The sequence below is a fragment of the Granulicatella sp. zg-84 genome, from assembly GCF_010892375.1.
Lineage (GTDB): Bacteria > Bacillota > Bacilli > Lactobacillales > Aerococcaceae > WM01.
This window is the reverse complement of record NZ_WNJX01000038.1, coordinates 1-13,134: the sequence shown is the minus strand read 5'-3', so window position 1 is coordinate 13,134 and position 13,134 is coordinate 1. Positions and strand designations below refer to the sequence as shown.

At 30.8% G+C, this 13,134-nt stretch carries 9 protein-coding genes; 6 read left to right on the top strand and 3 right to left on the bottom strand.

The features are described 5' to 3' along the window. Window positions 1–642: 642 nt before the first annotated feature. From GMA06_RS07495 to GMA06_RS07480, 4 genes are all read left to right on the top strand, one after another. Window positions 643–999 carry a hypothetical protein gene (locus GMA06_RS07495; RefSeq protein ID WP_163545493.1) on the top strand — a complete coding sequence of 119 codons (357 nt, stop codon included), beginning with the start codon at window positions 643–645 and terminating at the stop codon, window positions 997–999. 74 nt (window positions 1,000–1,073) lie between these two features. Further along, window positions 1,074–1,748: a TVP38/TMEM64 family protein gene (locus GMA06_RS07490; RefSeq protein WP_240328871.1), complete on the top strand. Its 675-nt coding sequence runs from the start codon at window positions 1,074–1,076 to the stop codon at window positions 1,746–1,748. A gap of 32 nt (window positions 1,749–1,780) precedes the next feature. Continuing rightward, entirely contained in the window at window positions 1,781–2,824 is a 1,044-nt protein-coding gene (locus tag GMA06_RS07485; RefSeq protein WP_240328870.1) for a glycosyltransferase, read from the top strand. A 355-nt stretch (window positions 2,825–3,179) separates the two neighbouring features. After that, window positions 3,180–4,034 (top strand): helix-turn-helix domain-containing protein, encoded by an 855-nt coding sequence (locus GMA06_RS07480; RefSeq protein ID WP_163562214.1) that lies wholly within the window; start codon window positions 3,180–3,182, stop codon window positions 4,032–4,034. Window positions 4,035–4,120: 86 nt separating this feature from the next. On the opposite strand, the gene GMA06_RS07475 is transcribed toward GMA06_RS07480, so the two are convergent. From GMA06_RS07475 to GMA06_RS07465, 3 genes are all read right to left on the bottom strand, one after another. Then, complete coding sequence (locus tag GMA06_RS07475; protein ID WP_163562213.1) at window positions 4,121–5,641, bottom strand: phosphomannomutase/phosphoglucomutase; 1,521 nt, start codon at window positions 5,639–5,641, stop codon at window positions 4,121–4,123. 1,447 nt (window positions 5,642–7,088) lie between these two features. Then, a complete protein-coding gene (locus GMA06_RS07470; protein WP_163562212.1) occupies window positions 7,089–7,739 on the bottom strand; it encodes an IS30 family transposase in 651 nt (216 codons plus the stop codon). Between the two features lie 36 nt (window positions 7,740–7,775). After that, the gene (locus GMA06_RS07465) at window positions 7,776–8,213 is read right to left on the bottom strand and encodes a helix-turn-helix domain-containing protein (RefSeq protein ID WP_163562211.1); all 438 of its coding nucleotides are present in this window, start codon (window positions 8,211–8,213) and stop codon (window positions 7,776–7,778) included. Window positions 8,214–8,340: 127 nt separating this feature from the next. Here GMA06_RS07465 and GMA06_RS07460 point away from each other — a divergent pair, with 127 nt between their 5' ends. Both GMA06_RS07460 and GMA06_RS07455 read left to right on the top strand, forming a co-directional pair. Further along, on the top strand, window positions 8,341–8,526 hold the full coding sequence (locus GMA06_RS07460; RefSeq protein ID WP_163562210.1) for a hypothetical protein: 186 nt from the start codon (window positions 8,341–8,343) through the stop codon (window positions 8,524–8,526). A 1,328-nt stretch (window positions 8,527–9,854) separates the two neighbouring features. Beyond that, a partial coding sequence (locus GMA06_RS07455) for a DUF1542 domain-containing protein (RefSeq protein ID WP_163562209.1) occupies window positions 9,855–13,134 on the top strand: 3,280 nt, incomplete at its 3' end.

The following is a 13,134-nucleotide window of genomic DNA, read 5'->3' as shown; positions in this document are numbered from 1 at the left end:
GTCAATAATTTTTTTGTATAATAATCCATGAGAAATACCTCCTTGTTTAATTGTGGTGATTTAATCATACAGGTATTTCTCTTTTTTTGTCCACTTTTATATACAAAATCGTGTTGGTGGATTATTCCCACCAACACGATTTATTATAGAGCCTTTTTTGTTTATAGTAGATAGTTTTAAAGGCGTTTTGTATAAGATATAGGAGAACCTCAGCAAAAGAGGTTCTATAATATTTGGTGTTGGTATCTTCCAAAAGGAAGCTACCAACACCTTTAAAATTATGGTTCTTTATCAAATTATGGTTCTTTATCAAATTGTATTGGTGTCAGTATACTGATAGTGAATAGCATTCGATAATATTTCACTAATGAGAATGATGTATATGATATGGAACATAATGAAAAAAGAGTGTATATTAAGGTGTCAATGCATCGTTTTTTGATAATATATCAAATCTAATTTTATTCGTTTACGTTTATATGAACATATACATATATTTTTTCTTAGGATTAAGCTATTTTAAATGTATTGTACTATCCGGTTTTATTTCGGCTTATAATACTTTTGTTTGACCTTTTTGTAGTGCTGGTATAAACTTAGAATGTTACAGGCTTAATGATATGAAAGGAAAAATGTGTATTCATGATGACAATAACAGAGTTAATATGGTATTTGATACCCTTGGTTGTTGCATTCGTCTATTTAATATTTAGAAAAATATTGTATAAAATAGGGTTTTCAATCATTCTTTTCCCATTTGTACTCATTGGTATAGAAGAAATAGGAGAAGTGATTTTTCGCTATTCTATTTTGCCATACGTCTTTTTTGGCTATGTTTTAGTAGGATTTTTTTTATTATTTTATAATTATAAAGCAGACCGCTTTTTTACGACAATGCAATTTTTTAAAAAGTATAGTGTCGTCATTGGATATGTATCCATATTTGTTTGGGCGGTACTGATTATTTATCGTCTTATGGATGTTTTTCTATTGACTTAATACTTTAGACTGATGTCAAAAAATGATAAAGTGTAGTATGATAAAAATTATCAAAAAACGAAGGATGTATGTACATGCAGGAACAATTTATGAAACAATTAGAAGATGAAAAGAAAAAAGAAATATCAGAAAAATATCGTAAAATTGTCCAAATTGGTGCCACGGTTGGTCTAGTTTTAACAGTGTTGATTGCGATATGGGTTGCAACAGGTACCTATTTTAAACCGACTGACCAAGGTGGTATGTTTGAAACACACTTAAAACAATTGGGTGTATTTGGACCGATTTTATTCATTTTGATACAAATTATTCAAGTTGTCTTACCTATTATTCCCGGAGGAGCGGTTTCTGTTAGTGGAACGGTCGTTTGGGGCTATGAATGGGGATTCGTTTATAATTACATAGGTATTTTTATAGGCTCTATGATTGCCTTTCATTTAGCAAGACAGTATGGAGAGTTTTTTGTAAAATGTTTTGTATCAGATGAAACATATGATAAATATATGGGTTGGACAAGAAATGAAAAACGTTTCTCATGGATTTTAGGTATTTTGTTCTTTTTACCTGCTGCTCCAGATGATATTTTATGTATGATTGCAGGTTTAACCACAATGTCATTCAAAAAATTTGTATGGATTTTTATCCCAACAAAAGCTGTTTCGACCTATGTCTTTACCGTGATGATGCAAGAAATGATTTTCTTCTTTATTCATCATATTTGGCCATGGTTAACGAATTTCTTTTCATAATAAATCGTATAAAATAGAAAGAAGTGAAATCTTTGAAAAAAAGTCAAATCAATATGCTTTCTAGTGCAACAAGTGTGAAAGGGCAAGGTGTTGGTTCTGCTTATATTGAACAAGTCAATTTAGTCAAAGATGGCTTAGCAGATGAGTTTGATATATTCGAGAACGCTTTAAAATGTAGTGAAATTACACACTACCATACTATTGATTTTAAATTTGCCATTTCAAAATGGTTTATGACAAAAAATGGTAAATCAGTTGGTTATGTACACATGCTACCAGAAACAGTTGAAAATAGTTTGAATTTACCCAAACCAATTAAAAAAATCTTTTTTTGGTATATGATTAAATTTTATAAAAGCATGGATTACTTAGTAACTGTTAACCCATATTTTATTGGTGAACTCGAAAAATATGGTATTGACCGTAATAAAGTTACATATATTCCTAATTATGTATCAGGTGATGATTTTTACAAAGTATCAAAAGATGAAAAAGAGCGTTTAAGAGAAAAGTACGGAATAGATAAAGACGCCTTTGTTGTTTTATCTGCAGGGCAATTACAAACCAGAAAAGGTATCTTTGATGTATTGAAAATGGCAGAACAACTTCCCGATATTCAGTTTGTATGGGCAGGTGGTTTCTCGTTTGGGAAAATAAGTGACGGCTACAAAGAAATTGAAAAAGTTGTCGATAATCCACCACACAATGTTAAATTTTTAGGTATTGTTGATAGAGAATATATGAATGAAGTCTATAATTTAGCAGATGTGATGTTACTTGCTTCTTTTGAAGAACTATTTCCAATGACCATTTTAGAGGCAATGTGTGTCAATACCCCAATTCTACTAAGAGATTTAGAAATATATGAAGATATTCTTTTCGATTTTTATGAAAAGGCAAATTCTATTGATACATTTGTGTCTGTACTAAACCGTCTAAAGCAAGATGAATCTTATTATGAACAAGCACAACAAGCATCTGCCAAAGGAAATATTTTTTATGCAAAAGACAATGTATTGTCTATGTGGAAAGAATTTTACGAACAAGTTGAAGAACAAGCGAAACAAGAAAATTAAGAAAAAGAGTTCTCATCATAAAATAAAATGATGACTCAAAGGAAGTGGTACTCTAACACTTAAAATGTTAGAGTACCATTTTTTTCTGTTAACTAAACAATCATGATATGGGTATCTATTTTCATTACATACTGACTTTTACAACAATATCTTATTATATGGTCAAGAAATAATTATGTACAATCAGATGCGATAATATATGAAACTATCTTTTCATCAATAAAAATCGAGTTTGTGCAGAAATTTGATTAAATATTCAAAAAATATTACTGATTTTATTCCAAGAAGTGAAAATATGGTATAATAATATATAATAAATAAAAAATTATCATAAATAGAATGGAATGAGGTAACTATGCGAACAAAAGACGAATTGAGACAAAAAATAGCCATAACATTTAAACAAAGAAGAAAACAATTAGGTTTTTCTCAAAAAGAACTTGCTGAAGGTGTATGTGCACAGGGGATTATTAGTAAAATTGAGAAAAACGAATTATTACCGTCCATTGAGATTATTATTAAAGTCGTTCATAAGTTAAAAATTCCAAAATCATTTATTGATGATTTATTCAATTTTGATGATAACACAACTTTTTATTCGTCCGAAGTGAAAGATTTATTAAAAGCGAATAATTACAGTGCGTTAAATTTTATCGTGAGCAAAACAAATGATGTTCAATTATCTCCAGTAGAGCGTTTATACTATGATTGGATTAAGGCAGTTGTTTTGTATCATTATAAACACAATAAAAAAGAAGCAATGTTTATTTTGAATAACTTACTTGAAAGAACAGAAAGCGACAACCCTGTTCATGTGAAAGCACAAATGATGATTGGTAATATTTATAGTAATGATAAAAAATATACTAAAGCTATTAGTATTTTTGAAGATATTTTACCAAAAATTGCACAATTAACAGAATGGGAAGAGGGCGTTAGATTGTATTACAATTTAGCCCAAGCATATTTTTTAACTGATAATTTTGATTTAGCTCTTAAGTATGTGTCATTTGGCATTGATTTAGCTGTTTTACACCAATCCATGTACTTATTAGGTGATTCATATTTGATGCGTGCACAGTTATTAAAAGAGAAAAATTTTGAGAATGAAGCATTAGATGCAGCACAAAAAGCGATTTCGATTTTTACTATTCAAAATAATTCTTACTTAGTGAGTATGGCATTGAATTTTTTGAGTACATTAAAATAAGTAAAATACTGATTGAAAATTGCTCTATTTCAAAAGTGGAGAACCAACGTTTTAAGCGTTGGTTCTCCACTTTTGGTATATTGGCATTATTTATTTTCTTCATTTAAATGTACGCGTAATTTTTCTTGATTTACAAAATCAAATTGATTGAAAAAGTGGTGGAGTGTTTTTAGGACACTTGGCATGAAGCCCATTTCATCGTTTTCGATTTGTAAGACGAGTAAAGGTTCATGCAAACTTAAGCGTAATAAGAACCATCCATTACCGTATGGTGATGTTATATTAAAGCGTACGCCTTCTTCATTTTCATAATCTATTTGGAAACCGTCGATTTTGGTGTTTTCTAGATCTTGAATAACACGTTGACCTTGCTCTTTAAAGTGTTGTCCCGATAATTTAAAACGTACTTCTAATGTCTCAACGGGTTGTTTTAATGTACTAATTAAATCATCAAAAGTTTTCCCTTGTTGAATTAACGTTGGTAAAAGCATTAAACATTTGGCAATAACGTATGCTCCATCGTCTAAAAAATAGTTTTCTTTAAATGCCGCATGTCCACTCGTTTCAATAGCTAGTGGGCAATTCACACCGTCTTTATTCAGTTGAATAGCTTTGTTAATGACATTTCTATATCCAGAAATATAACGACATTGCTTCCCACCTAAATGCTCAATAAATACTTTTAAATGTGAACTTGTTGGTGAATTGGTTACAATGGTTGAATGAGGATGCTCTCGTAACACGATTTGACTTAAAACAGCAATTAAATTATTACGATTTAAAAGATGTCCACTTTTTGTTACGATAGCCGAACGATCCACATCTGTATCAAAAATAATACCCAAATCTGCTTGGTGACGGATAACTGCTTCTTTAATACTTTCCATTGCTTCTTTGTTATCGGGATTTGGAATATGATTTGGGAATGTGCCGTCGGGTTCTAAAAATTGGGATCCAGCTGTATTAGCCCCTAAAGCACTTAGCACTTTATCGACGAAAAAGCCTCCTGCACCATTTCCTGCATCAACAATAATGTGCATATTTTTAAGAGGAGTTTCATCAGTTGTTTGCATCCCGTTTTTGATTTTTTGTACTAAATCTTGTGCATAAGGTGTTAAAATATCATCTGTTTTGATTGTTCCTATACGACCATTTGTGTTAGGAGTTGTGTGTGATAAAATATAGTCAATATCATCGTGTTCTGCACCACTTACTGCACTGAAAATTTTAATACCATTAAAATAATAAGGTAAATGACTTGCGGTAATCATAATACCAATATCACATTTAAACATTTCAAATTGTGTACTCATAAACATGGCAGGTGTTGTGGCAAGTCCAAAATCAATAAGATTGACGCCTTGTTCACGTGCAGATTGAATAAAGGCATTGACCAATGTTTCTCCACTAATACGACTATCTCTTCCAATACCGATTGTTAGTGTTCCGTTTTGATACTTATTTTCTTGAGTTTGTCTTGCCCAATGTATAATTCCAGATACGATACTAGGAATTTCTTTTTCTGTTAAATTTGCTTCATAATCTGTTGTTGAAATGGCGATACCACGAATATCTGAACCATTTTGTAATTGTTGCAGTGACGACATGTTCTTCCTCCTAAGTTTTATTATATCTATCATACTATTAAAGAAGAAAATTGTTAAATACTTTTCATAATTCGCACAAATAAATATTGTATAGTTATCAAACATTTGTGATACATCATCTCATAAAAAGCCTTAATGAATATTCCAAATAAGCCTTTTTAAGGTAATCTTTTCCCAGCTAATGTGGTGTCTTAAACCTCAACGTTCTTTTAGCTATGTTATTGTATCTTTTTTTCATATTTATAGAATAACGTGTGCATTTCTTCTGCGCTACTAAAGAGGTTCTTTTGATAAAACAACTCATTATTTAGTCTATGACTTCTTCATTACAGCCTTTTTTCCATTATCTGTCTGTACCATCTTTGTCTTAAATTCCATTCTTTCTTCTAAATCCACTAAAAATTGTACCGTTTCATACATGCTATGTTCTTTTATTAACTTTAATATTCTTTTTCTACTGTATAAATCTATTACTATGATTTGAGGAAAAGTCAGCACGCTATATGGGAAAATTTAATATCAATATCAATGTTTTCTCTAGGTTTTTTATTTAATTTTCCTATGAATATGTATTGTGGACGTACTTGTTTGTTCTCTTTATTTCAGATATTGATAGACTCATAAATATAAATAGTATCATTTTTTCGTTTTAACAATCGACATAATTGGAATGTTTTAACATAGATTTGTTTGTTGATTTAAATATATTTTATTATATTGGGATATTTTCTCATTTGATTAACACAAGATTGACATAAATTACTAAAAAAGGTTGACAAAGTCGGGGGTGGGGTGTGATATAATTTGTTTTAAAGTTTTTACCTACGAGGAGAGTGATTTAAAGATATATTGAGAAATAGAGGAAGGAAGCTATTATAGTATGAGAGATTTAGAGTATTTGTAATTGTTTATAATTATATAAGGTAAAGGTAGGAGAAAGATGAGAAAAAAGCTATAGAATCTATCTTTTACAAGAGTAGGACATTTACTTGTAAAAGATGTGGAATGGTGGGTGTTATAAAAGAGGAAGAACTAGATCGACGAATAGTTTTTTGTAGTCAGCAATGTTCATGGAAATATTGGAGATATAGATTTAAGAAAAGTTCTGCATAGTTTTGTTTAAACATAAAGATATAGATAATAAATTATATTTTGGTTATGTTATTTTAAAATAGAAAAATAATTTTGTTTTTGAATAGTATAAAAATAAGGATATGGGATATTTTGCTTTAATTAAATTTCAAATGAATCAAATAAGTGTTTTGTATAAAAGGAAGATTGTTTTTATTTCTAACTTTTGTGTAAGAAAGTAAAATTTAAAAATTTTTATGTACAAAAAAGAGTTGATAAGTTTATTCAATATAGATAATAAATGAAACGATTTAAAATTTACTCCAATTGTAAAGTAAAGTGCAAAAAACCGATAATCACTTTTTCTTTTGCGGGGTTAATAACCAAATAATAAAAACCAAGGTTTTCTAGTCAAGTCGAAAAACAAAGTGTGCCTTGACGGGAAACCTGTTTTTATTAAACGATCTACCCGCAATAAAAATAACTCTGCAGGTGCACGATAACCTAATTTACGCCGTATTTTATGATTCAAGCAGGATTCTATTTTACGAATAGTTGACTTTTTAACGGTGTTGATAGATTTACCCTTAGGTAAAAACTCCCGTATCTGTCCGTTATGATTTTCGTTAGTACCACGCTCATAAGATGAATAAGGGTGTGCGTAGTAAATGCTTAAATATGTCGATTCTAATTCAGATAACGATGCGAATTCTGAACCATTATCAGATGTTATACTCTTGAAGATTAACTTCACATATTGTTTAAAAATATTCTTTAATGTCCGTAAGACACATTGTGCTGTTTTACCATTCATTTTACGTATAATTGTATAACGTGTTTGTCGTTCTACTAACGTTAATAATAGTGTTTCATTTTTCGTTTTCTTAAATAAGACCAAATCAATTTCCCAATGTCTAAATTCTGTACGATTATTCGCTACGTCTGGTTGATTTTCGATAGAGGTTCCCATGTTTTTCTTGTATGTTTTGGTGTTCTCTTTTTTCGGTCGCTTTCTAATGCTTACCATTTTGGGTAAAGCAATTGGTTTGATAGGGATAATGTCTTAATGGACAAACGTATAAACCGTTTTCGTACAAGGGACTTTTTCATTAGGGTTATTTAGACGATACCAATGTACAAAGGTATCAATACTGTGTATTCTGTATGTTTCGGTAACTGCTTGTTGTAAGTCTTTGAAAAATTGTTGACTAAATTTTTCAGTTAAATCAGTATGATATTTATTTTGTTGTTTAGCTTTATAAATATGATGGCTTGTTTCAACGTAATATTTTAGTTCGTCACGTTGAATACCATTTCGATGAACTATTTGATTAACGCTTCCTCGTTTGATTTCTCTATAGATTGTGGATACATTTCTTCCGAGTCGTTCAGCGATATATCGTATTGGCTTTTTTTCGTTTAATAACGTTTCAATTTTTGTGCGTTCAACCAATGATAGCTGTTTATATTGTTTTTTTGTGTTATAATTTATTTCAGACATGATAATGACCTTCCTAATGTTGTAGTGGATTTTAGTAAGTTAATTATCTGTCTTTTTTGTTTTTATAACACTATTTTGCTTTTGCACTTTATTTTACAACTCGGCAAAAGAAAAAATTAAAGAAGAATTGGAGAAATTAAATCCAAACACAACAGTCACAGTAGATAAAACAGGAAAAGTCGTTGGTGAATTTCCGACAGATAAACTTATTCTCGAAGCAAAACCAGGTAATACTCAACGGAGTGGAGATGAGAACCTAAATGATACAGGAAAAGATAGTGGTAAAACAAAAGTAATTTCTGATAAAAAATAACCCGACACAGGTGAATTAGATCAAAATCCATTATTATATGGAACTACCACTCTAGGGTTAGGTTTTATGATTGCTATATTAAGAAAACGATTGGAAGAAACGGAATAATATTATTTTATATTTTTCTGATCTGTGTTAAATTATGAGTCTTCGTCAAATTGTGTTGGTGGAGAGAAATAGTGAGTATATTGGTGGTGAATGGCATTAGCCATTTACTGCCTTTTTCTCATTTTTTACCTTTGAGAATGGTACTGTATGATTTAAATATATCGTATAAAATAGGAAATCTTGAATTGTCAAATAAATACGCTTATGTCAAAAAGTTTTTGAAAGAACTCAACGAGCAATTAACTAAACATGATACTATTTATCAAGTGCTTTATGTGTTTTCAACAAACCGGGTATAACCGTTCGATAATTCAGACTGAATAGTAAAAAAGTTTGGAATCAACACTTTAACTGAGTTGATTCCAAGCTTTTTGAGTATCAAATCTATTATTTTAAACAGATTATTGTTAGTAGATAATACAGGCATGACAAAAATGTAAAAAATAGAAATATATAATGAAAAATTGTGATAAAAGGCTTGATTTTTCGGGGGGGGGGGGATTTATAATATTATTATTGCTATAGACTAGGAAGGAGTGAAATAATAGTTTCGAAAAAGAAAGTTGGTCGATTTGTAATCAGGAAATAAAATCTATTTTGTTAGATAGATTTGGTTTTTAGGGTATTAGGTACAAAAAGGTTTAGTTAAGTAAGTATCAAAAACAGATGATATAGTAAGAAAGGAGACGTGATATGTAGTATTTGATCTCTTAATGTATGAATGATAATTATTCTTGATACATAAAAAATTAAAGGATGATTTTTTCGTTGTTTTAGGTATTTTATCAAGTGTTTATAGAAATAGTCTATATAGATATTTTGATTGTTGTAGATGTTGTTTGAGCGATGTCTAGTATTGTTGGAATAAATAAAGAAGGAAGATGAAAAATAGTGTTCATGTAGTATGTCAAATCAATATATCAAACATAAGATATACTTTTGGAACGTTAAGAAAAAATTCAATAATTGAGGTTGATAAAACGAAGAAAGAAGCATAATGAAAAATGAAAGAACAAGAAACTAATTTAACATATGAAAGTAGGACATTTACTTGTAAAAGATGTGGAAAGGAAGTGATTACAATCCAAGGTGTGTTAGATCGTAGAACGGTGTTTTGTAGTCCGGTTTGTAGAAGGCGTTATTGGAGACATGCAGATAGGCGACGAAAAGAAGAAAAGAAATAGATTTGAATATGAAAGATTTATAAAAGGAGAAAAATAATGTTTTATAAAAGAAAAGATCGATTTTCAATACGTAAATTCAAGATAGGAGTAGGGTCGGTGTTTTTAGGCTCTTTCCTTTTAGCGAGTCCGCAAGTTTTTGCGCATAAAGGTGAGTATGTAGAACGATTAGCAGAGTTTTCAAGTACGAGTGTTGATTCGGAGTCTGATAAAGACATAGTGAAACTACCAGATGCTGTACAAGTAACAAAAACAATCACTTTTGAAGATTTCAAAAAAATGACACTAGAAGATATTAAGGCATTAACTGTTGAAGATTTTGAAGTCTTAAAACTCACGGATGAAGACATAGCAAGTTTATCACCTGAGCGACAAAAAGCTTTAACGACTTCTAAAACATTTCAAAGTTTCAATCGTAAGGATCTATCACTTCCTGAAGGGTTCAGCTTTCGTGATGGGGCAACGATATCAGGATTAAATACATTAAATGGGAGCTATGGTTGGACATCTAGAGAAGGTAATGACGTTAATGTGGCAATGGGTGGAGCTACAATTGAGAGACTTGAAATAGTAAATGGTTTAGTAAATGTACGTGTAAAATTTAATGGTTCTCATGACAATTGGAAAACACCTTTCTATTATGTAACAATTCCTAAAGGACTGGAAGTTACTAATATTGACTTTGGTTCCAAAGATGGTAATTTGTATAATTATAGTTCAGAAACAGACTGGGCAGAAAATCGTTCAGATCATGTTGGCAATGAAAAACGAAATACTAGGGTTTATTCAAGAAATGGAAATGGTGGTAATGCTAGTAACATAGGTAATAGAACAGATAGAAACTTTAATGAACGTTGGATAGATTTAATTGGTTGGCATATTGATAATAGTAGAAATACAACGCAGAATGAAAGAAATATTTGGAGAAACATTAGAGATAGAACTTATGGAATCCTTTCATTTGAAACAGAACAAGATAGCAAAGAGTATTATCTTAATTATAGCGCTAGAGTTAAACCAGGCTTTACTGTAAATAGTGTTAATGACCTTGCTATTGCAGCCGGACTTAAGTCTAACCAAGTACCAGCAACGTCAAATCAAAACTATGCTCGTGCTTTTTTAAAACCTTATGTACCATCATCAAATCCAAGTCCAACACCTTCTCCGTCAACTCCAAGCTCGCAACCAGTCAATGTTGGAAAGGCTGATAATATAGTTGTGTGGACAAATACATCAACAGATAGTGATATTGTAATCGCACGCCCGACAGGGAATATACCTAAAATATACTTGGCTGAAAATGAAAGAAAACATCTGCAAGCAGGATTTCCAGCAGATGCTATTGTTGATACAGGAATTAATGATGATGGATATTTTGTTCTAAAGGCAGGTAGTCTTTTTAAAACTGATAAAGTTAATACACCTATGTATACTAAGGTTGTTAAAGCGTCTAATATACCAATTAGTGAGGGTGACGGGCTTGGTGTTAGTAATCCATTTGTTATTTCGGGTGTTTATGCACCAGATAACATGACTCTTGAGTATGATAAAGAGAAAGTCGAAAAATTTGAAGTTTCGGATGATATTGTTAAACATATTACTTTTCCTAGAAATGCCTATGTCTCTGGAAACAATATTAGTGCATCATTGGAAGAAGTATATAATAAAAATGGTGAGAAAATTGATAATCCTCAAATTAAAAATTTAAGAGGTAATGGAATTTTACTTAAATATTTATTGACGATAGAAAGCGATGAAGAAAATAATCGCTTTGTATCTGGTGTATCTAAATATGTATATGTAACTTTAAATTTAATAGATAAAGAAAAAGCAAAAAAAGAAATAGATGATGCTAAAAAAGCAAAAGATGAACAAATAGATGCGAATACACAACTAACAGATGAAGAAAAAACAACGGCAAAAGCAGAAACAGAAAAAGCAGCAAATAAAGCAAAAGATGCAATAGAAAAAGCTAAAAATCAAAGTGAAATAGACACTCCAAAACAAACGGGGATATCAGAAATTGCTGCACAAGGTACACCAACCAAAAAACCAAGTGCAGTTGAGGAAATTAACAGAGTAAAAGCAGAAAAAGAAGCAGAAATTAATGCTTCTAGTCTAACCGAAGAAGAAAAAAATGTAGCAAAAAGAAAAATAACGACCGCATCAACAAACGCAATAAATGCAATAAACAATGCAATAACAGATTCAGCAGTTGACACAGCAAAACAAAATGGCATAGAATCATTGAAAGTTGCAACAATCTATGTTGGTGAACCTAAAGATGTATACTTTTGGTCAAATACCTCATTTTCTAAAGATGTTGAAATTGCAACTACTACGGGAGAGTTCTCTGATATATACGTAGCAGATCCGGGATATAGAACATCATGGAATCTTACTACTTCTGGTATCGTTCTTAATTGGGGGGTGAACGATGAAAAGAAATTTGTTGTGAAACAAGGAACTAAGTTACTTGATCCTAGAACAGACACTTTAGTATGGACTAAATATGTAAAAGTACCTGATCCTAAAAACGATTCTATACATAGCTATGGACTTTTTATAACTGGTGATGACTTTAAATTTTATGGTGCTTATCTACCAGAGGCAATAACACTTAATAGACCATATTCTTCGGGGAATGAGGATAATGATGATTTAGTTATAGCTGAAGTTATGAAAAAAATAAAGTTCCCTAATTTTACGATTAAAACAGTTGGGAAAGATTCTAATGGAAATCCTAATAGAAGATCTCTTGGAACTGAAGAAAACAAAGAACTTTTACAAAAATATAAGTTTATAGCTGAGGAATATCAAGGAACTGATGCTTCTGTTGATAATATTGGATTATTTAAAGGAAAAGGAAATACTATCAGATTTAAAGCAATAACACCAAGTGGTTTAGAAAAAGAGGTTATAGTAACTCTAAATTACCTAGATAAAGAAACGGCAGTACAAGCCTTAGCAGAAAAACAACAAGAAGTAAATACAGAGATTGATGCTAATGCAAACTTGTCATTAGAGGAAAAAGAAAAAGCAAAAGAAAAAGTAAGAGTAGCGATAGATACAGCAATAAAAGCAATAGAAGCTGCAACCGATGAAAATAGAATAAATGCTGCAAAAAGCGCTGGGTTAAAAGCAATTGAATTAGAAAAAGAAAGAGCAGAAGCTGTAGGAGTCATCGAAAGAGCCAAAGCCGCTAAAGATACCGCAATCGACGAGAAATTCAACAACAAAGAATTAACAGAAACAGAAAGAGACGATGCGAAAAAAGCCGCTAAACAAGCAGCAGATACGGCAAAAGAAGCCATCGATG